This is a genomic window from Streptomyces sp. CB01635, assembly GCF_002803065.1.
Lineage (GTDB): Bacteria > Actinomycetota > Actinomycetes > Streptomycetales > Streptomycetaceae > Streptomyces.
Genome location: NZ_NNBL01000041.1, coordinates 1 through 23,866 on the forward strand (window position 1 = coordinate 1; position 23,866 = coordinate 23,866).

The 23,866-nt window shown below is 70.5% G+C and carries 20 protein-coding genes and 1 pseudogene; 7 read left to right on the top strand and 14 right to left on the bottom strand.

The window, feature by feature from the left end; all coding sequences use genetic code 11:
• The 6 genes from CG723_RS42890 to CG723_RS42915 all read right to left on the bottom strand — a co-directional run.
• Positions 1 to 758 (bottom strand): LLM class flavin-dependent oxidoreductase (locus tag CG723_RS42890; RefSeq protein WP_100598983.1); only part of this gene is annotated, 758 nt, incomplete at its 3' end.
• A 47-nt stretch (positions 759 to 805) separates the two neighbouring features.
• Positions 806 to 1,777, bottom strand: a complete 972-nt coding sequence (locus CG723_RS42895; protein WP_100598984.1) for an ABC transporter substrate-binding protein — start codon at positions 1,775 to 1,777, stop codon at positions 806 to 808.
• A gap of 60 nt (positions 1,778 to 1,837) precedes the next feature.
• Positions 1,838 to 2,617 carry an amino acid ABC transporter ATP-binding protein gene (locus CG723_RS42900; RefSeq protein ID WP_324907496.1) on the bottom strand — a complete coding sequence of 260 codons (780 nt, stop codon included), beginning with the start codon at positions 2,615 to 2,617 and terminating at the stop codon, positions 1,838 to 1,840.
• A complete protein-coding gene (locus tag CG723_RS42905) occupies positions 2,614 to 3,510 on the bottom strand; it encodes an amino acid ABC transporter permease (RefSeq protein WP_100598985.1) in 897 nt (298 codons plus the stop codon). The genes CG723_RS42900 and CG723_RS42905 overlap by 4 nt, the downstream gene beginning before the upstream one ends.
• Positions 3,511 to 3,550: 40 nt before the next feature.
• Positions 3,551 to 5,308, bottom strand: coding sequence for an FAD/NAD(P)-binding protein (locus CG723_RS42910; protein ID WP_100598986.1), 1,758 nt, complete (start codon positions 5,306 to 5,308; stop codon positions 3,551 to 3,553).
• Entirely contained in the window at positions 5,305 to 6,171 is an 867-nt protein-coding gene (locus tag CG723_RS42915) for an amino acid ABC transporter permease (RefSeq protein WP_100598987.1), read from the bottom strand. Before CG723_RS42915 ends, CG723_RS42910 begins: the two co-directional genes overlap by 4 nt.
• A 499-nt stretch (positions 6,172 to 6,670) precedes the next feature.
• On the opposite strand from CG723_RS42915, the gene CG723_RS42920 reads away from it, so the two are divergent.
• Positions 6,671 to 7,618 carry an ABC transporter substrate-binding protein gene (locus CG723_RS42920; RefSeq protein ID WP_100598988.1) on the top strand — a complete coding sequence of 316 codons (948 nt, stop codon included), beginning with the start codon at positions 6,671 to 6,673 and terminating at the stop codon, positions 7,616 to 7,618.
• 31 nt (positions 7,619 to 7,649) lie between these two features.
• Here CG723_RS42920 and CG723_RS42925 read toward each other — a convergent pair whose 3' ends face one another.
• A complete protein-coding gene (locus CG723_RS42925) occupies positions 7,650 to 8,987 on the bottom strand; it encodes a DUF5685 family protein (protein WP_100598989.1) in 1,338 nt (445 codons plus the stop codon).
• Between the two features lie 290 nt (positions 8,988 to 9,277).
• On the opposite strand from CG723_RS42925, the gene CG723_RS42930 reads away from it, so the two are divergent.
• Positions 9,278 to 9,730, top strand: coding sequence for a cell division protein SepF (locus tag CG723_RS42930; protein ID WP_100598990.1), 453 nt, complete (start codon positions 9,278 to 9,280; stop codon positions 9,728 to 9,730).
• Between the two features lie 56 nt (positions 9,731 to 9,786).
• Here the strand turns inward: CG723_RS42930 and CG723_RS42935 are convergent, their stop codons facing one another.
• A complete protein-coding gene (locus CG723_RS42935; RefSeq protein WP_100598991.1) occupies positions 9,787 to 11,418 on the bottom strand; it encodes an MFS transporter in 1,632 nt (543 codons plus the stop codon).
• A 259-nt stretch (positions 11,419 to 11,677) separates the two neighbouring features.
• On the opposite strand from CG723_RS42935, the gene CG723_RS42940 reads away from it, so the two are divergent.
• Together CG723_RS42940 and CG723_RS42945 are read left to right on the top strand one after the other, a co-directional pair.
• Entirely contained in the window at positions 11,678 to 12,835 is a 1,158-nt protein-coding gene (locus CG723_RS42940) for a hypothetical protein (RefSeq protein ID WP_100598992.1), read from the top strand.
• A 262-nt stretch (positions 12,836 to 13,097) separates the two neighbouring features.
• Positions 13,098 to 14,126 (top strand): phosphatase PAP2 family protein, encoded by a 1,029-nt coding sequence (locus CG723_RS42945; protein ID WP_100598993.1) that lies wholly within the window; start codon positions 13,098 to 13,100, stop codon positions 14,124 to 14,126.
• A 114-nt stretch (positions 14,127 to 14,240) separates the two neighbouring features.
• On the opposite strand, the gene CG723_RS42950 is transcribed toward CG723_RS42945, so the two are convergent.
• The gene (locus CG723_RS42950; protein WP_100598994.1) at positions 14,241 to 14,456 is read right to left on the bottom strand and encodes an I78 family peptidase inhibitor; all 216 of its coding nucleotides are present in this window, start codon (positions 14,454 to 14,456) and stop codon (positions 14,241 to 14,243) included.
• A gap of 412 nt (positions 14,457 to 14,868) precedes the next feature.
• Here CG723_RS42950 and ctaD point away from each other — a divergent pair.
• Positions 14,869 to 16,542 (top strand): annotated as a pseudogene (gene ctaD, locus CG723_RS42955) (aa3-type cytochrome oxidase subunit I); the annotation flags it as partial.
• On the opposite strand, the gene CG723_RS42960 reads toward ctaD, so the two are convergent.
• The 4 genes from CG723_RS42960 to CG723_RS42975 form a co-directional block, all read right to left on the bottom strand.
• Positions 16,451 to 17,494, bottom strand: coding sequence for a helix-turn-helix transcriptional regulator (locus CG723_RS42960; protein WP_324907507.1), 1,044 nt, complete (start codon positions 17,492 to 17,494; stop codon positions 16,451 to 16,453). The pseudogene ctaD and the gene CG723_RS42960 overlap by 92 nt on opposite strands.
• A 59-nt stretch (positions 17,495 to 17,553) precedes the next feature.
• Positions 17,554 to 18,420 carry a FixH family protein gene (locus CG723_RS42965; protein WP_234374837.1) on the bottom strand — a complete coding sequence of 289 codons (867 nt, stop codon included), beginning with the start codon at positions 18,418 to 18,420 and terminating at the stop codon, positions 17,554 to 17,556.
• Positions 18,417 to 19,685: a glycosyltransferase family 4 protein gene (locus tag CG723_RS42970; protein ID WP_100598996.1), complete on the bottom strand. Its 1,269-nt coding sequence runs from the start codon at positions 19,683 to 19,685 to the stop codon at positions 18,417 to 18,419. The genes CG723_RS42965 and CG723_RS42970 overlap by 4 nt, the downstream gene beginning before the upstream one ends.
• 282 nt (positions 19,686 to 19,967) lie before the next feature.
• Entirely contained in the window at positions 19,968 to 20,558 is a 591-nt protein-coding gene (locus CG723_RS42975; RefSeq protein WP_100598997.1) for a LysM peptidoglycan-binding domain-containing protein, read from the bottom strand.
• 394 nt (positions 20,559 to 20,952) lie between these two features.
• Between CG723_RS42975 and CG723_RS42980 the strand changes: the two genes are divergently transcribed.
• Both CG723_RS42980 and CG723_RS42985 read left to right on the top strand, forming a co-directional pair.
• On the top strand, positions 20,953 to 21,780 hold the full coding sequence (locus tag CG723_RS42980; RefSeq protein WP_100598998.1) for a hypothetical protein: 828 nt from the start codon (positions 20,953 to 20,955) through the stop codon (positions 21,778 to 21,780).
• 228 nt (positions 21,781 to 22,008) lie between these two features.
• Positions 22,009 to 22,326: a hypothetical protein gene (locus CG723_RS42985; RefSeq protein ID WP_442802644.1), complete on the top strand. Its 318-nt coding sequence runs from the start codon at positions 22,009 to 22,011 to the stop codon at positions 22,324 to 22,326.
• Between the two features lie 8 nt (positions 22,327 to 22,334).
• Here the strand turns inward: CG723_RS42985 and der are convergent, their stop codons facing one another.
• A complete protein-coding gene (gene der, locus CG723_RS42990; RefSeq protein WP_100598999.1) occupies positions 22,335 to 23,807 on the bottom strand; it encodes a ribosome biogenesis GTPase Der in 1,473 nt (490 codons plus the stop codon).
• Positions 23,808 to 23,866 lie beyond the last annotated feature (59 nt).

Consider the following 23,866-nt stretch of genomic DNA (forward strand, 5'->3'; position numbering starts at 1 on the left):
CACAGCGCGGCCAGGACGCGCAGCCCGTCAGGATCGCGTCCGTACTCGGCGGCGCGGCGGCGCAGCCCGGCGCGGACGGCGGCGGCCCGCGCCGGGCCCGTCGCGTTCACCAGGGCGACGTCGGCGTGGCGCGCGGCGACGTCGTACGCGTGCCGCTCCGCGGTGTCGACGACCGTGACGGGGTGGCCCTGCGGCGGACGCGGCACGATGGACGGGCCGCGCACGGAGAAGGTGCTGCCCCGGAAGTCGACGTGGTGCAGCTTCTCCCGGTCGATGAAACGTCCGGTCGCCACGTCGCGGATCTCCGCGTCGTCCTCCCAGCTGTCCCACAACCGCGTTGCCACGTCGGCGACTTCACCGGCCTCGCCCCACAGTTCCGCGGCGGGCGCTGCGGCCCTGCGGCCGAAGAGGCGGGCCTCCGCCTCGGTGGCGGACACCTCGGGCCGCCAGCCGGCGCGGCCCCGGCTCACCCAGTCGAGGGTGGCGACGGCAGCCTGCACATGGAAGGGCTCGGTGTGTGTGGTGGTGACGGTGGGGACGAGGCCGATGCGGGCGGTGGCCGGGGCGACCCGGGACAGCACGGCGAGCGCGTCGGGCCCGGGCCGGCGGAAGGAGTCCCCGAGGGTGACGAAGTCCAGGGCGCCGCGTTCCGCGAGGCGCGTGAGCGTGACGTACGGGTCGGCGGCATAGTTGTCGGGCTCGGGCTGGTCGACGGCCGCCGCGAGATGCAGCAGGCCGCGCCCGGTTGACGTAGTCATGAGCAGGTCCTTGGACGAGGAAGGGGAATACGGGAGTTGCGGGCGGGCTACGGCTTGGGCAGGCCGGGCGGGTTGATCTCCGACTTCTCGACCGCCTCGGTCGACAGGCCCCAGCGCTTCAGGACGCGCCCGTACGACCCGTCCTTGATCACGTGGTCGAGGGCGGCGGCGTACGCGTCGACGAGTCCGCTGTCCTTCTTCGTCGTGGCGGCGATCTTGCCCTGGATCTTGTCCCCGGCGCCGGAGAGCGTGCCGATGATCTGCGACTGGCCCGCGGACTCCACGTGGTAGGCGGCGCTGGGGCTCGGGCCGAGGTAGGCGTCGATGCGGCCCGACTGGAGAGCCAGGTAGTAGTCGGTGTCCTTCTGGAAGTACTTGATGGTGACCGGCTTCAGGCCCGCCTTCTCGTCCTGCCTGCTCCAGTCGACGAGGATCTTCTCCTGGTTGGTGCCAGAGGAGACGGCGATGGTCTTCCCGGCCACGTCCTTGGGCTCCTTGACCCGCCAGCTCGTGCCCTTCTTGGCCTCGAACGCGATGTTGTCGAGCCGGTAGGTCGCGAAGTCGTACTTCTCCTTGCGCTCCTCCGTGACGGTGACGTTCGAGAAGACGGCGTCGAACTTGCCGCTGTCGAGGCCGACGAAGAGGTTCTCCCAGGACACCGGGGAGAACTCGATCTTCAGGCCGAGCGTGTCGGCGACGAGGGTCGCGATGTCGATCTCGGAGCCGATGCGGGTCTTGTCGTCGGTGGCGTAGAAGCCGAGTGGCGGCGAGGCGTCGGCGCTGCCGCCGAGCCTGAGCGTGCCGCGCTTGCGCACCGCGGCCGGCAGCTCGGCCGCGATCGCGTCGACCTTCTCGGCGCGGATGCGGTGCTGGTCGGGCCCGATGTTGATGCCGCCCACCTTCTCTGAGCCACCCTTGCCGGTGCCGGTCGCGGCATCGCTGTCACCTCCGCAGGCGGTGAGCAGGGGCGCGGCCACGAGCGCGGCGACGGACAGGGCGAGGGTGCGGCGGGACAGCATGCGTGAACTCCTTTTGATGAAAGGTGAGTTGAAAGGCGGCACGGAAACAGGGAGTGAGGGTCAGAGGACCTTGGAGAGGAACGCCTTCGTGCGGTCATGGCGTGGTGCGTCCAGTACGTCTCCGGGGGCGCCCTGTTCGACGATGCGGCCCTCGTCCATGAAGACGACGGTGTCGGCGACCTCGCGGGCGAAGCCGATCTCGTGCGTGACGACGATCATCGTGGTGCCCTGGAGCGCCAGGTCCTTGATGACGTCGAGGACCTCGCCGACGAGCTCCGGGTCGAGCGCCGACGTCGGCTCGTCGAAGAGCAGCAGCTTCGGTTCGAGGGCCAGCGCGCGGGCGATGGCGACGCGCTGCTGCTGCCCGCCGGAGAGCTGCTTCGGGTAGGCGTCGGCCTTGTCGGCGAGCCCGACGCGGTCGAGCAGCCTGCGCGCGCTGTCGAGCGCGTCCTTGCGGGGGCGCTTGAGGGCGGAGACCGGGGCCTCGGCGATGTTCTCCAGGACCGTGAGGTGCGGGAACAGGTTGAAGTTCTGGAAGACGAAGCCGATCTGGGTGCGCTGCTTGAGCACCTCGCGCTCGCGCAGCTCGTACAGCTTGTCTCCGGAACGGCGGTAGCCGACAAGGGAGCCGTCGACGCTGATCCAGCCGCTGTCGACCTTCTCCAGGTGGTTGATGGTGCGCAGCAGCGTGGACTTGCCCGAGCCCGACGGGCCCAGGACGACGGTGACCTCGCCGGTCCGCACCTCCAGGTCGATCCCGCGCAGCACTTCCAGCGTGCCGAAGCTCTTGTGGACGGCCTTGATGTCGACCATGGTCCGGTCGGCGCCCGCGTCGCTCATCGGGTGGTTCCCTTCGAGAAGTGTCGTTCTACGTAGTGCTGGAGGACGGAGAGCGCGCTGGTCAGGAGCACGTACCAGACGGTGGCGACCATCAGGAGCGGCACGACGCGCCCGTTGCGGCCGTAGATGACCTGGACCTGATAGAAGAGCTCGCCGATCGCCATGACGGAGACGATCGAGGTGCCCTTGAAGAGGGAGATCACCTCGTTGGCCGCGTTGGGCAGGATCGAGCGCATGGCCTGCGGCAGGACGATGCGGCGGATCTGCCGCAGCCGGGGGATGCCGAGCGCGGCCGCGGCCTCCAACTGGCCGCCGTCGACGGCCAGTACGCCACCGCGCACGATCTCCGCGGCGTACGCGGCCTGGTGCAGCGCGAGCCCGAGGACGGCCGCGCTCATCGCGCCGACCAGGCCCATCGTGTCGAAGGAGAGGAAGCCGGGCCCGAAGGGGATCCCGAACTGCAACTCCTTGTACAGATAGGCCAGGTTGAACCAGAAGAGCAGTTGCACGATCAGCGGGATGGAGCGGAACGCCCAGATGTAGCCGAAGGCGACGGCCTGGAGGAACCGGCTGGCCGACAGGCGCATGAAGGCCAGGACGATGCCGAGCGCGAACCCGAGGGCCGTTCCGTAGAACGTCAGCTGAAGAGTGGTCCACACCGCCTTGAGGATCACGTCGGCGGTGAAGTAGTCGGTGAACACCCCCCATTCCCAGCCGGTGTTGGTGATGAATCCGTGCGCGAACTGGGCGAGCAGCACGGCGGTCGCGACGATGGCGGCCCAGCGCCAGGGGTGGCGGACGGGCACCACCTTCAGCGCGCCGTAGTCGACGGCGCCGCCGGCTGTCGTGGCTGATGTCGTTCTGTCGATGGGTGGATCACTGGTCAGGGACATGGGGGTTCCTCAAGAGGACGGAAAGGTACGGGGCCGGGGCTCAGGCTGCGGCGCGACAGGAGAGGTCGCGCAGGAACGCCAGGACCGCGCGTGCGGTGGCGTCGTTCTGCCGGAACGAGGGGCTGTTCGTACGCGGCCGCGTGAACGCTCCGGCGCCGCGCGCGTTCGTGTGCGGGCCGAGCGCGAAGCGGCGCGGGTGCGCCGTGCCGTCGCGGTGCAGGACGCGCCCGTCCTCGGGGTCGACCGCGAGGAGCCCGGCCGGGGTCGCCCGCGCCCCGTCCTCGTACAGCTCGCGCAGGAGCTGGTCGCGGGTGCGGGCGAGGGTGGGGTGCGGCAGACGGGCCTCGACGAGGGCGCGGGCCTCGACGACGGAGCCGGGGACGGTGGCACTCGTCGCGCGGAAGACGCCGTCCTCCGCGGTGACCCGCATGTCCGCGCCGATGAACTTCACGACGCCTGCCCGGGAGAGCGCGAGCAGCTGCCGAAGTCGCGGCCCCGGCGGCCCGGAGGCGAGATAGCTGAAGAAGCCGTGCCACCAGGACCCGATGTCACCCAGCCGCACGACCTGCCCGTACACGGAGAGCAGACCGAGGAACACGGCGAGGTCGGGGCTGTGCGCGGGGTCGTGGCGGCGTTCGAGGTCCGCGGTGATGTAGCCGCGCAGCCCGTCCTGGAGTTCCTCGTACGAGGTGTGGCGTACGCCGTCCAGCGGGCGGTCGAGGGCCGTGAGGTCGAGGCGGTCCGCCGGGTCGGGCACGGCGGAGGCCACGAGGGCCTGGAGTCCGGCGCTCAGCGGTTCGGCTGCCGCGTACTTCTCCTCGAAGTCGGCCCAGGCGACGCGGGTGCGCTCGGGGTGGGCGGTGAACAGGCGGTGGTAGTGGGCGAAGCCCAGCTCCTTGTCGATGAGGGGCCACACGTCGCGCCGGAAGTCGTAGCCGTCGGGGCGGGCGAGGAGTTCGTCGATCTCGGCGGGGCCGAGGAAGCGGGGCAGCGGCGGGCGCTCGCCGGTCCAGTCGTAGCCGATCTTGGAGTGGTACGGGATGCCGCGCCGGGAGCCGACGTGCAGGACGGGCTCACGCCCCGAGGCGATGTACGTGTCCCCTTCGTACCGTCCGCCGCGGCCCTCGGTCAGGAGCACCATCAGGTCGACGAAGGCCAGGCCGAAGCCGCGGACGAGGACGTCCTCGCCGGGAGCGAGCGCGGACAGATCGCTGTCCGCGGTGAAGTCGGGCGGCAGATGGACGAGCCCGTGCTCGTGAGCGTACGTCCTCAACTCCCGCTGCTCTTCGTCGAGTTCGGCGTCCAGATGGCCCTGGGCGAGGATGACGGTGTCGGCGAGGAGGGGGCGGGCGCGCCCCTCGAGCCACACCTGCTGGCGGCCCTCGCGGGGTCCGCTGACACGCAGGGCGCGGCGCGGGTGGTGGCGGACGGTGACGCCCGGCGGGAGCGCGGCCACGGACTGCTCGTACACCCAGCGCAGATAGGCGCCCTGGAGCTGCCGGTCGGCGAAGGCGCGGCCGTCGAGGTCCGCCCACTCGTGCAGGGCGGGCCCGGGGAGTACCGGACCGTCGAGCTCGACCGTGTCGTCGGTGAACATCGTGACGTCCTGGGACTGCGAGTTCATCCAGAGCAGCGGGGACTGCGCCTGCCGCCAGACCCGTCCGCCGCCCGGCGGGAACGGGTCGACGAGGTGGATGTCGAGTTCGAGGCCGGCGTGGTCGGGTGCGTTCGCGGCGATCCGCTCCAGGATGCCGGTCCCCCGCGGACCGGCTCCCACGATCACCAGTGAGGGCCTCATCGGGTGCGCTCCGAACCGCGCGCGTAGTGCCGCTCGACGTAGAACTGACCGGCGCTGAGGAGCGAGGTGACCACGACGTACCAGACGGTGGCGACCAGGAGCATCGGGATGACCTGGTAGGTGCGGTGGTAGACGAGCTGCACCGAGTAGAGCAGGTCCTGGACGGCGATGACGCTGACGATGGAGGTGCCCTTGAGGGTGCCGATCAGCATGTTCCCGGCCGGCGGCACGATGGAGCGCATGGCCTGCGGCAGGACGATCCGCCGCCAGCGCCGCAGCCGGCTCAGCCCGAGCGCCTGCGCGGCCTCGATCTGCCCGCGGTCGACGGAGAGGATCCCGCCGCGCACGACCTCCGCGGCGTACGCGGCCTCGTGCAGCGTGAGCCCGATGATGGCGACGGTGACGGGCCCGAACAGGTCGACGGTCCTGATGCCGAGGATGTGCGGGTACAGCGCGCCGATGTTGAACCAGAACAGCAGCTGCACCAGGATCGGCATCGACCTGAACAGCCAGACGTAGCCCCAACTGACCGTGCGCAGCACGGGGTTGGCGGACAGGCGCATGACGGCGAGCAGGGTGCCGAGGGCGAAGCCGAGCGCCATGACGAGGGCGGTCAGCCAGAGGGTGAGTCCGAGTCCGCGCAGGACGGACGCCGATGTGAAGTAGTCGGCGACGACGCCCCATTGGAAGGCGTCGTTGCGGATCACCGAGTTGACGGCGAGCGCGAGGAGTACGAGGACGACGGCGGCGGCGAGCCACTGGCCGGCGCGGGGCCGGCGGACGATGCGGGGCTGTGCCTCACCGGCGCCGGCGGGCGGTCCGGCCGCCGGAGGCGCGGACTTTGCGAGTGTGTTCGAGGACATGCGAAGGCTCCGTGGGCACTGGAATCCAGCACGGTCTTGCCTTCACACGGAACATGCGGACCGAGCCCCTCAGCAGCGGTCCCTCACCGAGGGTACGGGGCTCGCTCCGCTCGCTGTCAAGGCTGTCCAGAGTGTGAGCTGTACGTCTCAAGTGAGTTGACGCGGAAACGGATGCCTGTTCCACTTGGCCCATGCATCCGCAGCAGTGGCTGGTCACGCGCTCCCACATCGACTTCGGTCGAGTGTGGTCGGCGTCCTGTTGATGCCCTTCTGACGCCCGCTGCGCGTCTGTTCTTCTCTCTTCTCCACGCTTCCTGACGCTCGCCGCGTTCTGAGCGTTTCTGCGTTTTCTGCGTTTCCCGGTGCGCCCAAGTGCGCGCACTCGTCCGCGCCTTCACACACCCACGCGTCCTCGCGTACCCCTCCCCTCCTTCTCTCGTCACCCCTGCGCGCTTGTTGTCTTCGAAGGGCAGAACTCCACGTCATGCGTACGATTTTGATGTCCCGTCAGCGAATTCCGGCCGCGTTCGCGCTGATCACCGCGGCCACCCTGGCGTTGACCGGCTGCGGCTCCGGCGACCCCGGAACCTCCGCCGGCGCCGCCGCACCCGCGGGCAAGAGCGACAAGATCCCCACGACCGACGTGGTGAAGGCCGTCAAGAAGGACGAGGCGGCGGCGAAGCTGCTGCCCGCCGACGTCCGGTCGAGCGGCAGGCTGACCGTCGGCGCCTCCATCGGCGGCACCCCGCCCGGCGCCTTCTACCTGGAGGACGGCAGGACCGCCGCCGGCCAGGACATCGACTTCGCCGACGCCGTCGCCAAGGTCCTCGGGCTGAAGCTGAAGCGGGAGGCCGCCGGTTTCGAGGCGATCCTTCCCGCGCTCGGCAGCGGCAAGTACGACCTGGGCACAGGCAACTTCGGCGTCACGGACGAGCGGCGCAGGACGATCGACTTCGTCACGTACATCAATGACGGCCAGGGCTTCGCCGTGCGCGAGGACAGCGACCTGAAGAAGGTCACGGACCTCAGGCAGCTGTGCGGCCTGAACGTGGCGACCGGCGCGGGCACCACCTTCGAGGCGACCCTGGAGGAGAACAAGCACCTCTGCACGGACGCCGGGAAGAAGGCGTACAGCGTGAAGACGTACGCGGACCAGAGCGCGATCTGGTCGTCCCTCCAGCAGGGCAGGTCCGACGTGGTGATGAGCACCATCAACGGGCTGCGGTACGCCGTCGCCCACCAGGAGGGGCTGAGGTTCCTCAACGAGTACCACCGCCTCGACGTCGGCTTCGCCTTCAAGAAGGGCACGAAGCTGGCGCCTGCGTTCCGGGCGGCGGTGAACAAGCTGATCGCCGACGGGACGTACGACAAGATCCTGAAGAAGTGGGGCACGAGCGAGTCCGCGATCGAGAAGTCACAGATCTCACCGCCCGAGATCAAGGACTGACGCCGGGACCCGGACCCGGAGCCCGCGGGCTTCAACAGTCGCAGCAGGAGCAGCACTCACAGCATTCGCAGATGGAGCACGCTTCGCAGCAGCTGCAGTCGGTCGAGCAGCAGTCGCTGCACCAGCCGTCGCGCTTCTTCCGGGACCAGGGCCCCTCGAACTCGTCGGCACAGCACACCTTGCAGGTGCAGCAGAGCCCGATCGCCGCGGCGCACCCGGCGAAGAACCCGCGCTTGCCGGGCTTCGGCGGCTGAAAGGACGGCCCCCCACCGAAGCCACCGGGCCCGCCCGGACCACCGGGACCGCCCCGCCCGCCGCCGTACGGATTCTGCGAGCCGTACGGCCCAGAGGACCCGGGTGGCACATACGGGCCCGATCCGGTGGGCACCCAGGGGCCGGGCGCACCCGGGCCCTGCTGCGGGCTGGACGCCGTCGGTGCGTGCGCGCCGTGTGAGGGGCCGGCTCCGTGAGAGGGATCAGCGCCATGGGACGCGTCGGCGCCGTGCGCGCAGCCCGACGTGCCGAAGGCGCGGTCGACCGAGCGGCGCAGTTCGTGGACGAGCAGCAGATGCGCGAGCGTGCCATCGACGAATTCGGCCTCGCGCAGGGCGAGACGGATGCCGCGCAGCGCGTCGTCGGCGAGGCGGCGCGCCTCGGTGAGGTCCGTGCCCGTCGCCGTGAGCGGGTTCCAGGCATCCGACGCAGCGTCAGCTTCTTTGTCCTCCACGGCGTCCAGGAGGTGTGCGAGCCGCCCGAAGAGCCGGCCTGCCTCGGCGAGCGGCGCCGCGTTGCCGGGGCGTCCCGCGAGGACGGCGGTGTGCGCGAAGGCGGCGGCGGTCGCCGTCTCGGTCGGCTCGGTGACCGTGAGCACCGGGGTTCCGAGGCCGGCGAGCGACTCGATCCCTATCTGGCGCTCCACGGCGTCGACGAGGACGGCCGTATCGAACCCCACGTCAGAACCCGTACGGGATCCGGCCTTTCCCCACTTCGTGGCCACCCGGCGGGCCGCCGCGGCCACCGGCCTGCGGGCCAGGAGGCCGTCGCCGTCGGCGACGTGGTCGCGGACCTTCGCCGAGGCGAGGACCAGTGAGACGGCGGCGGCGAGCCGGGCGCCCTCGCCCTGCGCGACGGAGGCGGTGCGCATCCCGCGCAGTGGGCAGGGTCCCGCCGTGCGCCGTCCCCCGGCGGCATGTTCGGCCTGAGCCTCCGTCAGAACCGAGATCAGCAAACCGTCGTAGTTCGTGACAATCCTCGCGAACTGCCCGTGGTCACCGCGAAGCGCCAGGCAGAGTCCGCACAGATGAGCCATCCATTGCGCCTTGAGCCCCTCGCCGAGACGATGACTGCAGGGCCGGACTATTCCGAACAAGACGACTCCCCCGAGGGTCCTGAAGACGTAAGCTGCAGCATCGTATCGAGGGTGTCGTTCACCGTAACGCACCGGTCGTCACCCGTACGCCGCGAAGAATCATATTTCACTCACTGTCAGCAGCCGTACGGGATACGACCCTTGGGATTCAAGGGACAGCGCCGTGTTGACTCTGCACCAGTAGCGTCACGAAAACCCCGCGCGGCGACTATCCACTTGGCGCACCATCCGCATCATGGACGACCATAGGGATGCGAAACGCGGAGGAACCGCTGTGAGAGGAGGCGTCCATGGGATCGGTGCGCAAGGCGAGTGCCTGGCTTGGCCTCGTCGACGACAACGATGACGAGCGTTACTACGACGGCTACGACGACGACAGGGCCGAGGGGGCCGAGCCCCAGACCGGCGCCGCCTGGGTCACGGACCCGCGCGTGAAGGTGGCGGCCGACGCCGCCGAGGAGCAGGGCCGCCGGATCGGCACGGTCACCCCGGACGGATTCCGGGACGCCCGTGGCATCGGCGAGATGTTCCGGGAGGGTGTCCCGGTCATCATCAACCTCACGGCCATGGAGCCCGGGGACGCCAAGCGCGTCGTCGACTTCGCGGCCGGGCTCACGTTCGGGCTGCGAGGTTCCATCGAGCGGGTGGCGAACCGGGTGTTCCTGCTGAGCCCTGCCGACACGCAGGTGGTCAACGGCGAGGCGGAGAGCCGTCCGACGGACGGTTTCTTCAACCAGAGCTGAGCGTCACGGGTGGGTAGGGCCCGGCCCCTCGGCCGGGTCACCGCCCGCGGCAGCCGTCACGCGACAGTGGACTCCACGCCGACCCGCTCGGGACCGCGCTGGGGCCCGATCTTCGCCGTGCCCTCAGCGTCCTGCGGGGCAGCGGCTTCGCACTCCATCCGCTTGGGCAGCCGCAGCGCGGCCACCGCCCCGAGCAGCAGGAGCCCGGCGCTGACGAACAGCGTCACGTGCAGCCCGTGGACGAAGGCGACCCGGGCGGCGCTGCGCAGCGCCTCACCGGCCGTGCCGCCGAGCCGCGTCGCGACCTGGTACGCCTCGCCGAGCGAGTTGCCCGCGTGGGCGCTCGCGGATCCGGGCACTCCGGTGACCCGGGCGATTCCGGGTGCGTACGCGGCGTTCATCACCGAGCCGAGCAGGGCGATGCCCATGCCCGCGCCGAGCTGGTAGGAGGTCTCCCCGATCGCCGCGGCGCCGCCCGCGTCCTCCGCCGAGGCCTCGCTGAGCATCGACTCGTAGGCACCGAAGAGGGTGGTCTGCAGGCCGAAGCCGAGAAGGACGAAGCCGAAGGTGAGCAGCGACGGCCGGTCGTGCTGTCCCATCGGCGTGAGCATGAGCACCGCGGCCGCGGTGAGGACGAAGCCGGCCGAGACCATGCGGCGCGGTCCGAAGCGGCGCAGCTGGGCCGAGCCGAGGACGCCCGCAGCCATCGCCGCGAAGGTGAGTGGCAGCAGCCGTACGCCTGTCTCCAGGGGGCTCAGGCCGAGTACCAGCTGGAGGTACTGGACGGCGATGAGCTCCAGGCCGACCAGGGCGAGCATGGCGAGGACGATGCAGCCGACCGCGGTGGAGAAGGCGGGCCTCGCGAACATCTTCATATCGATGAGCGGGTGCTCGCGGCGCTTCTGCCGCCGCACGAACACGATCAGCACGGCCGCGCCGACGAGGAGGGGGCCGACGGCGGACGGGTCGAGCAGGTCGCGGTCGACGCCGAGCCTCTTCACGCCGTAGACGACACCGAGCATTCCGACGGCCGCCATGAAGGCGCCGACCACGTCCCAGGGCCCGTCGGAGCGGCCCTTGGACTCGGGAAGTATGAGACGGCCGAGGGGCAGCATGATGGCCATCAGCGGGATGTTGATCAGGAAGACCGAGCCCCACCAGAAGTGCTCGACCATGAAGCCGCCGAGGACCGGTCCGGTGGCGGCGCCTATCGCGGCGACCGCGGACCAGACGCCGATCGCGACGGCTCTCTCGCGCCGGTCGGGGAAGACCGCGCGCAGGATCGACAGGGTCGCGGGCATGATCATCGCGCCGCCGACGCCGAGCAGCGCGCGGGCCAGGATCAGGATGTGCGGTGTCGAGGCGAACACGGCGAGTGCGGAGGCCACGCCGAAGAGGCCGTATCCGAGGAGCAGTACGCGTCTGCGGCCGACACGGTCGCCGAGCGTGCCGAAGAGGATCAGGAGCGCCGCGCAGATCAGCGGATAGGCGTCGACGATCCAGAGCAGCTGGACGGCCGAGGGGCGCAGGTCCTGGGTGACGGCGGGGACGGCGACGTGCAGCACGGTCGCGTCGAGGGCGACGAGCAGCAGGCTGGTGCACAGGACGACGAGGACGACCCAGCGATTGGCGCCTGGCCCTGCGGTCCGCAGGCGAGAGGGCGCGGTGGCCGTGATCGTCCCGGTCATATGCGTACCTCCCAGTGGTCCCTCGCGCTCGGCGGATCCGCGGGGTGGGGACTTCCCCGCGGTTGCGGCCGGAAGGAGCGGACTCCCGTGCCCACGCAACGATTGGCGAGTGAGCCGCCAGAGTACGCGAGTCCATTGCGGTGGCACGTGGCGGACCTCTCATGCGCTCAGCCGCGGAGTGTGGCGTACGCCACGCTCTGCTCCCGGACCACGCACCGGGCGTGCGGTCCGGTTGCGCCCGGCGCCGATAATCGACGCCGTGACCGAAGTCGACCTGCAAGAACCGCGGAGCGCGCCGGCCCGGGCGGCCGGTGCGCTGCGCCGCGCGGCGCCGGCGCTCCTTGCCTATGCCGGGGTGCGCGCCCTGGGCCTGATCCTGCTCGCCGTGTGGAGCGCGGCCAAGGGGAAGAGCCCGCACACGCTGCTGACCGCCCGCTGGGACTCGCTCTGGTACACCCGCGTCGCCGATTTCGGCTACGGCTGGGAGGTGCGCCTGCCGGACGGCACGGTGCACTCGAACCTCGCGTTCTTCCCACTGCTGCCATGGCTGGAGCGGCTGGTGTCGGCGGTGAGCCCTTTGTCGTACGCGGACGCGGGCCTGGTGGTGAGCTGGTTCGCGTCGCTCTGCGCGGCCTGGGGGATCTTCCTCGTGGCCGAGCTCCTGTACGGGCGGCGGGCCGGCGTCTGCGCGGTCGTGCTGTGGGCGGTGCTCCCGGTCGGGATCGTGCAGTCGATGGCGTACAGCGAGTCACTGTTCACGGCGCTCGCGGCCTGGTCGCTGTACGCGGTGCTTACCGGACGGTGGGTGAGCGCGGGGCTGCTCGCCTCGCTCGCGGGTCTGACCCGGCCGGTGGGTGCGGCGGTGGTCGCCGCGCTCTGGGCGACGGCCGTGGTCCAGGTCGTGCGTGAGAAGAGAGTCTCCTGGCGCATGGCCGTCGGCGTGCTGCTCGCCCCCCTGGGCGCCGCCGCGTACGTCTTGTGGGTGGGGCATCGCACGGGGGGCGGCCTCTTCGGCTATCTCGACGTCCAGGGTCAGTGGGGCAACGGCTTCGACGGCGGTCTCGCCTTCGCGCGCTTCGTCGGCGACAAGTTCACGTCGTTCCCCTCGGCGCTCGCGGGGCTCGGCCTGATCGTCGGGGTCGCGCTCGTGATCTGGCTCTACGTGCTGTGCGTACGGCGAGGTCAGCCGCTCGTCCTGCTCGTCTACTGCGGGATCGTCGTCGCGCTCGCGCTGTGCGCGTCGGGTTACTTCGGCTCGAAGCCGCGGCTGCTGCTGCCCGCGTTCCCGCTTCTGTTCCCGGTCGCGGTGGCGCTCGCCCGGCTGCGCACGAGCAGATCGGCGGCGGTGCTCGGGGGCGTGGCCGTGGCGTCGGCGGTGTACGGGGCCTTCTGGCTGAACGGGTCGGGGCCTCCTTGATCGACCCGGCGGGCCCGAGGAGGCCCGTCCGATCGCGCCGGGTGATCGGGCGGGAAATTCCAGGGAAGCCGTCGGTGAACGAATTCGGGCGCGCCGAAAAACGAATGCACGAAATGATCAATGTAATTGAAGGCAACGCTCCGGTCGGATAGTGATATCCGCAGGAATAAAGGCCCCGCTGAGAGCAATCCCACATCACATCGTCATCACAAACCGAGTGATTCGGCCGGGTTCGGCACTCACTCGCTGTAGCGTCGATTGGGTGCGTACCGAACGAAACCTCACCCGTCTGGAGCGGCTCTTCGCCCGCCTCGACCGTGAGCCGGAACGACCGGTCAACCTGGATGTGCCCAGGATGAGCCGGCACAGGGTCGTGCTCTTCGGAGCCACCCTGTCCTTCTACCTCGCCATCGTGGTGGCCGTGCTGATCACGTCCTGGCTCGTCACGTTCGACTGGCAGGTCATGTTCTTCCGGCCCTACCAGCAGTGGCCCGAGATCCACGCGTTCCTGGACTACTGGGTCGTGCTCGGCCAGCGTGGGCCGACCGCGGTCATGGTCATGGCCTGGCTCGGCTGGCGCTCCTGGCGTCAGCACACGCTGCGGCCGCTGCTCATGTTCGGTGCCGCGCTGCTGCTCCTGAACATCACCGTGGGCGCCGCCAAGCTCGGCATGGGCCGCCTCGGCCCGCACTACGCGACCACGATCGGCTCGAACGAGATGTGGCAGGGCGGCGATATATTTCCTTCGGGCCACACCGCCAACGCCGTCGTGACCTGGGGAATCCTCGCCTATCTGGCCTCGACGCCGCGCGCCAGGCGCTGGCTGTCGGCCGCCTCCGCCGTGATCTCGCTGAGCGTCGGCCTGACCACCGTGTACCTCGGTACGCACTGGCTGAGCGATGTCTTCCTCGGCTGGGCCGCGGGTCTGCTCATCCTGCTCGCGCTGCCCTGGGTCGAGCCGCTGATCACGCAGGTCGAGGCCTGGATCTTCTCGCTGCGCGAGCTGTGGCGCAGCCGCCGTTCCGGCGCGCTCCCGGCGCCCGCCCCGGCCGCCGCCACGCCCACGCTGGTTCCGCAGCGCGCCGCCCCGCCCGCCTCGGAGGAGCCGCCGGTACGCGAACCGGTCGGCACCGCGCGGGCGGTGCGGCCCCCCGGGCTGCTCGCCCCGGGTCCGCACACCGCGCGCTCCGAGCGCACCCCGGTCACCCCGGCCGGCAGCCGCAGGCCGCCGCACGCGGACCGGGTGCCGCGCGGCACCTCGTCGGCCGCCCGCCCGGTCGCCGGCGGCTGACCGGCGTAAGCGCGAGAGCGCCGCAGGCCGCGGGGCCGGTACGCACAGCCTGATCCCCGCAACGCCGAAGGCCCCCGGTTCCCACACGGAACCGGGGGCCTTCGCGTTGTCCCGTCAGCCCTTCCAGCAGCGGGTCACGGTGCCGTCGGACACCTCGAAGTTCAGCCGTCCCGCGCGGTACTCCATGGTGATGATCGCGCCCGGGGGCAGCGACCTGACCGTGGACCAGCCGCGCTCACGGGCCCGCGCCTCGGCGCCCGGCGCATCGAGGCCGACGTACGTGTCGAGAGTGTCCTGGGGGTCTGCGGGAGGGGTCGGAATGGGTGCCATGACCGCCACGTTAGGCGGCCGGGCTGCCTGACACCAGGGCGGGCCGCACGCCGTCACGGGTCCCCCTCCGGTCACGCTTCTGTCACAGGTCCACGACACGCGTTTCACTCGAACTCCGTCACACGTACGAGCGATTCAATGCTCCTTCTGCACTTGTTCTGCGCGCGCCACGGCATAATTCCGCGACTTCGCCGAAAGCGCCCGGATAACGTGCCCGGAAATAGCGCCACGACAGCGTCCGGGCCCCGCCCAATTCTGATTCCCGGGCGCTCTTCACCAGTTGACGCCCCATCGGAATTGCATGAACGCGACACAGAGCTCCCGTACGCCCCCTGTCGGAGTCGATGGGGAAGCGAGCATCATGGCGTGTGCTCGAGGCAGGCCCGGGGCGCGAGAAGCGAGGGGGCAAGCGATGGGTACGACGGACGTGCAGCCCGTGCAGCCGGCACCAGGAGCGGCGCGGACGAAGACGCCGGGCCGGATCGTCGTGGAGTGGCTGACCACCACGGACCACAAGAAGATCGGCCACCTCTACCTGATCACGTCGTTCGCGTTCTTCCTCGCCGGCGGCGTCATGGCGCTCCTGATGCGGGCGGAGCTCGCGCGACCCGGGCTTCAGATGCTGTCCAACGAGCAGTACAACCAGCTCTTCACGATGCACGGCACGATCATGCTGCTGCTCTTCGCGACCCCGACCTTCGCGGGCTTCGCCAACGAGATCATGCCGCTGCAGATCGGCGCCCCCGACGTGGCGTTCCCCCGGCTCAACATGTTCTCGTACTGGCTGTTCCTGTTCGGCGGGCTGATCGTGATCGGCTCGCTGATGGTGCCCGGCGGGGCCGCGGACTTCGGCTGGTTCGCGTACGCCCCGCTCAACAGCCTGACGCGCTCACCGGGCATCGGCGCCGACATGTGGATCATGGGTCTGGCGCTCGCGGGCTTCGGCACGATCCTCGGCGCGGTGAACTTCCTGACGACCATCATCGGGATGCGGGCGCCCGGCATGACGATGTTCCGGATGCCGATCTTCACGTGGAACACGCTGTTCACGTCGATCCTCGTGCTGATGGCCTTCCCGGTGCTCGCCGCGGCGCTGCTCGTCCTGGAGGCGGACCGGCGCTTCGGGGCCGTGGTCTTCGAGGCCCAGTTCGGGGGTGCGCTGCTGTGGCAGCACCTCTTCTGGTTCTTCGGCCATCCGGAGGTCTACATCATCGCGCTGCCGTTCTTCGGCATCGTCTCCGAGATCCTCCCGGTCTTCAGCCGCAAGCCGATCTGGGGCTACTCGATGCTGGTCGGCGCCACGATGGCCATCACCGGGCTGTCGATCGTCGTGTGGGCGCACCACATGTTCGTGACGGGCGGGGTGCTGCTGCCGTTCTTCTCGTTCATGACGTTCCTGATCGCGGTGCCCACGGGCGTGAAGTTCTTCAACTGGATCGGGACGATGATCAAGGGGTCCCTGTCCTTCGAGACCCCGATGCTGTGGTCCGTCGGCTTCCTGGTGACGTTCCTGTTCGGCGGCCTGACCGGCGTCATCCTCGCCGTGCCGCCGCTGGACTTCCACGTGACGGACTCGTACTTCGTGGTCGCGCACTTCCACTACGTCGTGTTCGGCACGGTCGTCTTCGCGACGTTCGGCGGCTTCTACTTCTGGTGGCCGAAGTTCACCGGGAAGATGCTCGACGAGCGGCTCGGGAAGATCCAGTTCTGGACACTGTTCGTCGGGTTCCACACCACGTTCCTGGTGCAGCACTGGCTCGGCGCCGAGGGCATGCCGCGGCGGTACGCGGACTATCTGGCGGTCGACGGGTTCACGGCGCTCAACACCCTGTCGACCATCGGCTCGTTACTGCTCGGCTTCTCCACGCTGCCGTTCCTCTACAACGTCTGGAAGACGGCCAGGTACGGCGAGAAGGTCGACGTGGACGACCCGTGGGGCTACGGGCGTTCGCTGGAGTGGGCGACACCGTGTCCGGCGCCGCGGCACAACTTCCTCACGCTGCCCCGGATCCGCTCCGAGTCCCCGGCCTTCGACCTGCACCATCCGGCGTTCGCGTCGGCCCGTCCGCTGAGCCGCCCCGTTCCAGTGCCCGGGACAGACGGTCCCGAGCGGTCCTGATCGCGTCCGTGAGCCCGTCGGGTTCGAGCACCTCGAACTCGAAGCCCGTCAGGACCACGTGGATCACCATCACATCGAGGCTCGCCGCCCCGGTGCGCAGCACACAGCTGTCGTCGCCGTCGGCCTCGAGCGTGCCCGCCGACGGGCTGATCCGCTGCCTCGCCTCCTCCAGGGGCACCAGGAGCCGGATCGTCGCGCCGGTGGCGTACGGGCCCTGCGAGACGCCCTTCGAGACATACGCGGCAAGGTCGTCGGCCGGTGGCGTGCGCGGGGCGAAGCGCGGTCCGTGCGGCGGCTTCGGCGTGATCCGGTCGACGCGGAACGTGCGCCAGTCCTCGCGGTCGGCGTCCCAGGCGACCAGGTACCAGCGGCGCTCGCTGCACACCAGACGGTGCGGCTCGACGGTGCGGCGCGTGACGGCGCCGCCGTGGTCCTCGTAGGCGAAGCGCAGCCGCTCCGAGTCCCGGCAGGCGGTGGCGAGTTCGGTGAGGACGGACGGGTCTACGTCGGAGGGGCCCGGGCCGCGGAGCATCGGCACGGTGAACGCGTTGAGGGCGGAGACGCGGCGGCGCAGCCGGCTGGGGAGGACCTGTTCGAGCTTCGACAGGGCCCCTACGGACGCCTCGCCGATGCCCTCGATGCCCTGGCCGGCCGAGGTGCGCAGGCCGACGGCGACCGCGACGGCCTCGTCGTCGTCGAGGAGCAGCGGCGGCAGCTCGGCCCCGGCGCCCATCCGGTAGCCGCCGCCCGTGCCGGGGCTCGCGTCGACGGGGTAGCCGAGCCCGCGCAGCCGGTCGACGTCGCGGCGGACGGTGCGCGGCGTGACACCGAGCCGGTCCGCGAGGTCGGCGCCCGACCACTCGCGGTGGGCCTGCAGCAGCGACAGCAGCCGCAGGAGTCGGGCCGAGGTCTCCAGCATGGGCCCGAGTCTGCCAGCCCCTGCGGACAGCAGGGGTCCGCAAGGGCGCCGCGCGCGGACTACTCGGCGGCGGCCGTGGTCACGAGGACCGCCAGGTCGTTGTCGCTCGTGTAGTACGGCTCGACCGCGATCCGGCCGCGCTCGGTGTCGAGACGCGCGGTCGGGTAGGTGAAGATCGGCTTCTTGTCGGCGACGTCGTCCAGGAGCCGGGCGACGCGTACCGCGAGTCCGTCCTCGCCCTCCGGGCGCACCCACAGGTCCCAGCGTCCCGCGTCCAGCTCCTCGTACCCGACGCGGAAGGTGAACTCTTCGCCGCGCGGCGTCAGTTCGGTGCGCAGGGCAGGCCCGCCGTCCTTGCGTGAACGTATCTCCGCGTACGCCTTGGGGGTGATCGCGGTGCCGTAGACGCGCCCGCGGACCGTCATCTCGCCGTCCGCGATGAGCAGTTCGCCCGCCTCGGCGTGCGGGGCGCGCAACCAGCTGCGCACGGTGAGGTTGCCGTGCTTGGTCGCGTAAGGGATGCGGACGGCGACGAAGCCGCGGGAGCCGCTGGGGACGCGGTCGACGAGGGACCGCAGGTCGTTGAGGCCGGGGGCCAGGCGCTGCGGCTCCTCGCCGGCCACCTGCGCGAAGACGTCCCAGCGCCCCTCGGGCAGCCGGACGCTGCTGGGCAGCGCCGCCCGCAGGCTGCCGTCGCCCGCCGGGGTCAGCGGCAGGCGCACGTCCTCGCCGCTGTCCCGGTCGGTGAGGACCAGATGAGCCGGGTCGGGCCCGCCGTGGTCGGTGACGTCGAAGGTGAGACCGCCCGCCGAGTCGGCGATGCAGTCGGCGCGGGGCGCCGTGGCCCCGTCGCCCACGGAAGGCTCGGACGAGGCGGCCGAGGCGGCCGAGGCCGAGAAGTCTGCCGAAGCTGTCGGCGGCGTCATGCCGTGCGCCCCTTTCTCTGTGAGGTTCCCTGGGCCGTGAACGCGGAGCGTCCCGCGTCCCGCACCGCGTACGCGCCCCCGAGCAGCGCGCCGCGGGTGCGGTGCAGAAGGTCTCCGCCGCGGCGGGCCGTCAGCGAGCCGAACAGCGATTCGTAGCGCTCGGCGATGTGCGCCGGGTCGAACCGCTCGGAGTCCTTGAGCGCGGCGCTCGCCATCCGGGCGCGCAGCGCGTCGTTGTTGATCAGTTCGAGGAGGCCGCCGGAGATCGCCTCGACGTTGCCCACCTCGACGAGGCGCCCGTCGACACCGTTGTCGATGATTTCGCCGGGGCCGTGCGGACAGTCGGTGGCGACCACCGGGAGGCCGCAGCGCATCGCCTCGACGATGGTCATGCCGAACGACTCCAGGCTGGAGGTGACGGCGGCGATGGAACCTTTCGCCCACTCCGGTTCGATGGGATGGGCGGGACCCATGAGGAACACGTGGTTGTACAGACCGAGGTCGTCGATCAGGGCGCGGAGCTTGTCCTTCTGCTTGCCGCTGCCGTAGATCCGCAGGCGCCAGTCGGGCCGCTCGGCGCGGACCTGGTCGAAGGCCCTGACCAGCAGGTCGTACCGCTTCACCGGCGCGAGCCGGCCGGCCGCGACGACCCACTTGCCCGAGCCGTCCGCGGGTTCGACGCCCGGCGCGGGCACGGGGTTCGGCACGGCCTCGATGCGTACGCCGGGCAGCCGCATCTTCGCGCGGTACGCCCGGGCGTCGGCCTCCGTGGTCGTGGTGAGCGCGTCGAGCCGCGGGTAGACCGCGCGCAACTGCCTGCGCAGCGCGGTCGGGTGGCTGTCGAGCGTGAGGTGTTCCTGGCCGACGCGCAGGGGGCCCCGCCGGGTCTGGCGGGCCAGGTGCACATTGAGTCCCGGGCGGGTGCCGACGACGACATCGGCGTCGACCGCGCGCAAGTGCTCGGCGATCCGGCGGTCGGTGAGCGCGTTGTACTGGTCGTAGCGGCCCTCGGCGCGCGGGAACGTCGTGGCGGGGGTGCGGTATTCGGGGCTGCCGCCCTCGTAGCCCGGGGTGCCCTTGCGGATGTCGACGAGGTGGCGGACCCGGACCCTCGGGTCGGGCCTGAAAACCGGGTCGTCACGGTGGCGCAGGACGGAGACCACCTCGACGTCGTGCTGTTCGGCAAGCGTGTTCGCGAGGTTGTACGTCGTCCGAATCGTCCCTCCGATTCCGTACGCATTGTGAATCAGGAAAGAAATCTGCATGCGTCCCCGTATTCCACTGTTCCTCGCGGACAGTCCGTCTCGTCCGCCTACCGCGTGGTTAGACAGGGATGCGGGGGCAGAGGTTGGGCTTCATCACCATCTTGTTCCAGAACGGATGCGTGATTGAGAGACGATTTGTGGAACCTTTTGACGCTTTCCGACATCAAGGCAGGTAGGAGGGCTGAGATACCAAGAAGCAGTTCGTCGTGACGTCACCCTCTTGAGTGACCCACCCGAACTGCGGCGCAGCGCCGTCGCGTTCGCCGGTGAGGCCCTCCGAACTCAGCTGAGGCTCTTGGCCGATGCCTTCGGGATGAGCAGCACGGTGCCGCTGTTGAGGCGGTCGGGACGGTTGCCGACCATCTGCTCGTTGGCCTCGTAGAGCGCCTGCCAGCCGCCCTTGACCTCGTAGCGCGCGGCGATCGAGCTGAGGGTCTCGCCCTGCTCGACCACATGGACGCGACCGTCGAGCTTGAGGACCTTGGAGCAGACGGGCCAGGCACGCCAGCCCTGGGTGCCCAGTACCTTCTCGGCGACCGCGATCTGCTCGGCGCGCGTCGCGAGGTCCGCGCGCGGGGCGTACATGAGGCCGCCGTACTCCTCCCAGGTGGACTGCCAGAACTGCAGCCCTCCGTAGTAGCCGTTGCCGCTGTTGATGTGCCAGCGCCCGGTGCTCTCGCATTCGGCCAGGCAGCCCCACGGCCACTGGTCCTTGACGCACTCGGACACATCGAGGTTCAGATGCCCGGGGCCGGGATCCAGTGCCGGCGAGGCGGCGGCCGCGGGGGTGAGCAGGGCGGTGAACAGGGCCGGCAGGGCTGCGAGAAGGAAGCGGCGTGCGGGGCGCTTGCGGATCACGGGCATGGGGCGCATCGCGTCACGCTAGGCAGACGAGCACACGCCTCCGCCGAGCCGCGCCCGGCGCCGGACCCGGCCCCACCCGGTCGGCCGCCACCCGGACCGCGGAAGACGCATATGCGCCAACGACTATTTTCAGCCACCTGCTTCATTGCACGATTTCAGGATTTGTCGACCTGTGGGCATGACGACCTGGAACCCGCCTCCCTGCATCAATCCCCCTGCGCCCAAAGGGAGTTGATGTGGAGCGATTGATTCCGACCACCGGTTCGCGCCGTGCGGTGGATGGGTCGATTCCGTCCCCTTCCGGGCGTGACCCCCGGCACAGATCATCCGTTGTCTTCTTTATGAGCCGGGGGCCGCCCGGCCGCATTCGACGCAGCAATACACCGAATCCGAGGAGCCACCCGTGCCGCGCATGCTCGACGTCAGCGACGACGTACGCGCCGAGATCGGCGACGCAGAAGCCGACCGGCTGCTCGCCGGAGAGAACGCCCCGGGCACGTACGACTGCACGTCCTGCCGTACTCCGGGCGATTCGGAACAGGAGCGCACCAGCACCGTCCTGTTCATCGGCGACGAGACCGCCGTCCTCGCCTTCGCCCACTCCACCTGCCTGCCCTCGCAGGTCGTCCAGGTGTCCGAGGAGCAGTTGCAGGGAGCCGTACGTTCCATCACCGGCGACGGCGGCGCACCCGCCGCGGCGTCCCCCGTCCCCTCCCCCGCGGCGCAGCCCATTCCCGGGCAGGCCGCCCCGCAGCCGCAGCAGGCCGTGCTCGGCGTGACCAGCGGGCTCGTCCTGATCGCAGGTGAGCTGCACCCCGCGCTCGTCGTCGAGCCGACCGGGCCGATCGCCCGCCCCGGCGCGACGAGCGGCATGGACGAGTTCCTGACCCTCCTCGTGGAGCAGGGCTTCACGCCGACCGCCCAGGTCGGCCAGGTGCCGCCGGTGCTGCACGGCTGGTCCGTGCTGCTCGCCATGGGCCAGCTGCACGCCGTACTGCAGCCCGGCACCGCCGGTCTGGGTCAGGTCGCGTGGTGGCAGGCGCACCAGCCGCTGCACGTCACCGACAGCTGGCGCGCCGCGGCGAACAAGACGAACTCCGTCCTCGTCTTCGCCGCCCCGTCCGGCACGATCGGCCGCCAGCCCCGCGAGGACCTGCTCCGCGACGCCCTCGACAAGGCCGCGGCGAACGGGCTGCTCGTCGGCGCGACGATGCCGCTGGCCGGTACGTGACGTTCCGTCACGAGCCGAGGTGACCGTGGGCCGGGCGTGTGCCCGGCCCACGGTCGCACCCGGCCCCCGGACGCCGTTCCGTGCACCTCCGCGTGCGCCGCTCGCACCCCCCTCGGCCTGCGAAAGCGCAACAGGGGCCGCATCCGTGAGGGTGTGCGGTTCGTTGGCACCTACGTGCACGCATACGACCTCCCTCGCCGCCCGCAGTATCCGACCCCGATCCCCGCCATGCGCGGGACGCACGAATCGGCGGGTGGCCGCTCGGCCACACCGATCTACGACGCCCTGTACGCGGAGTACCGCCGGTCCTTCCGGGCCCTGCCGGGCGACCGCAGCGGCGAGGAGAACCTCTCGTTCTCCGCGTTCGGCTCGAGCCTGTACGCCGTGCACCACAGCACCAGCGGCCGGCACAGCGCGTCGTACCACGAACCGCAGCACGTCCACAGCTCGCCGCCGACCGGCTCCTGGAACACGAACGGGCGGCAGCACAGCACCGGGAGCAACCTCCCTGCCGCACTGCCGCCCGGTCCACGCCGCGAACGCTAGGCGCTAGCTCACTTCTTGCGGCCGCGCTTCTCGCGCACCCGGACCGAAATGTGGATCGGCGTCCCCTCGAAACCGAACTCCTCGCGAAGGCGCCGCTCCACGTACCGCCGGTAGCCGGCCTCGATGAAGCCGGAGGCGAAGAGCACGAACCGCGGCGGCTTCGTGCCGGCCTGCGTACCGAAGAGGATGCGGGGCTGCTTGCCGCCGCGGATCGGGTGCGGGTGCGAGGCCACCAGCTCACCCAGGAAAGCGTTGAGCCGGCCCGTCGGAACGCGCGTCTCCCAGCCGTCGAGTGCCGTCTCGATCGCGGGGACGAGCTTCTCCATGTGGCGCCCGGTCGTCGCCGACACGTTCACCCGGGGCGCCCACGCGACCTGCGCGAGCTCCGTCTCGATCTCGCGCTCCAGGTAGTAGCGCCGCTCCTCGTCGAGCGTGTCCCACTTGTTGTACGCGACGACGATCGCGCGGCCCGCCTCGACGGCCATCGTCACGATGCGCTGGTCCTGGATCGAGATCGACTCGGACGCGTCGATCAGGATGACCGCGACCTCCGCCTTCTCGACGGCAGCGGCGGTGCGCAGCGAGGCGTAGTAGTCCGCGCCCTGCTGGAGGTGGACCCGCTTGCGGATGCCCGCCGTGTCGACGAACTTCCAGGTCTTGCCGCCGAGTTCGATCAGCTCGTCGACCGGGTCGCGGGTGGTGCCCGCCAGTTCGTTCACGACGACGCGGTCCTCGTTCGCCACCTTGTTCAGGAGGGAGGACTTGCCGACGTTCGGGCGGCCGATGAGGGCGATGCGGCGGGGGCCGCCGATCGCGGTGCCGAAGGTCTGCGCCGGGGCGTCGGGGAGCGCCTCGATGACGGCGTCCAGCATGTCGCCGGTGCCGCGGCCGTGCAGGGCCGAGACCGGGTACGGCTCGCCGAGACCGAGGGACCACAGGGCGGTGGCGTCCGCCTCGCCGCTCGGCCCGTCCACCTTGTTGGCGCACAGCACGACCGGCTTGCCGGCCTTGCGCAGCAGCCGTACGACCGCGAGGTCGGTGTCCGTCGGGCCGACCGTCGCGTCGACGACGAAGACGACCGCGTCGGCGGTCTCGATCGCGTACTCGGCCTGCGCGGCCACGGACGCGTCGATGCCGAGGACGTCCTGCTCCCAGCCGCCCGTGTCGACGAGCCGGAAGCGGCGGCCCGCCCACTCGGCCTCGTACGAGACGCGGTCGCGGGTGACGCCCGGCTTGTCCTCGACCACGGCCTCGCGGCGGCCGATGATGCGGTTCACCAGGGTCGACTTGCCGACGTTGGGGCGGCCGACGACGGCGAGCGCGGGCAGCGGGCCGTGGCCCGCCTCCTCGATCGCGCCCTCGACGTCCTCGATGTCGAAGCCCTCTACCGCGGCGAGCTCCATGAACTCCGCGTACTCCGCGTCGCCAAGGGCCCCGTGCTCGTGCTCGGCCGAGCCCTCCGGCTGGATCTGGTCGTTCATGAAGTCCGTACCTCGTCGTTCATCGTGGTGATCGGTGGACCGTCTGATCACTTACGGCG

Bases quoted from the DNA above. Each gene is read 5' to 3' on its own strand.
- CG723_RS42920 (WP_100598988.1), top strand. From the start codon at position 6,671: ATGTCCCGTCAGCGAATTCCGGCCGCGTTCGCGCTGATCACCGCGGCC.
- CG723_RS42905 (WP_100598985.1), bottom strand. From the start codon at position 3,510: ATGTCCCTGACCAGTGATCCACCCATCGACAGAACGACATCAGCCACG.
- CG723_RS42915 (WP_100598987.1), bottom strand. From the start codon at position 6,171: ATGTCCTCGAACACACTCGCAAAGTCCGCGCCTCCGGCGGCCGGACCG.
- CG723_RS42970 (WP_100598996.1), bottom strand. From the start codon at position 19,685: ATGCAGATTTCTTTCCTGATTCACAATGCGTACGGAATCGGAGGGACG.
- CG723_RS42985 (WP_442802644.1), top strand. From the start codon at position 22,009: ATGCGCGGGACGCACGAATCGGCGGGTGGCCGCTCGGCCACACCGATC.
- CG723_RS42910 (WP_100598986.1), bottom strand. From the start codon at position 5,308: ATGAGGCCCTCACTGGTGATCGTGGGAGCCGGTCCGCGGGGGACCGGC.
- CG723_RS42965 (WP_234374837.1), bottom strand. From the start codon at position 18,420: ATGACGCCGCCGACAGCTTCGGCAGACTTCTCGGCCTCGGCCGCCTCG.
- CG723_RS42895 (WP_100598984.1), bottom strand. From the start codon at position 1,777: ATGCTGTCCCGCCGCACCCTCGCCCTGTCCGTCGCCGCGCTCGTGGCC.
- CG723_RS42950 (WP_100598994.1), bottom strand. From the start codon at position 14,456: ATGGCACCCATTCCGACCCCTCCCGCAGACCCCCAGGACACTCTCGAC.
- CG723_RS42900 (WP_324907496.1), bottom strand. From the start codon at position 2,617: ATGAGCGACGCGGGCGCCGACCGGACCATGGTCGACATCAAGGCCGTC.
- CG723_RS42960 (WP_324907507.1), bottom strand. From the start codon at position 17,494: ATGCTGGAGACCTCGGCCCGACTCCTGCGGCTGCTGTCGCTGCTGCAG.
- der (WP_100598999.1), bottom strand. From the start codon at position 23,807: ATGAACGACCAGATCCAGCCGGAGGGCTCGGCCGAGCACGAGCACGGG.
- CG723_RS42935 (WP_100598991.1), bottom strand. From the start codon at position 11,418: ATGACCGGGACGATCACGGCCACCGCGCCCTCTCGCCTGCGGACCGCA.
- CG723_RS42930 (WP_100598990.1), top strand. From the start codon at position 9,278: ATGGGATCGGTGCGCAAGGCGAGTGCCTGGCTTGGCCTCGTCGACGAC.
- CG723_RS42975 (WP_100598997.1), bottom strand. From the start codon at position 20,558: ATGCGCCCCATGCCCGTGATCCGCAAGCGCCCCGCACGCCGCTTCCTT.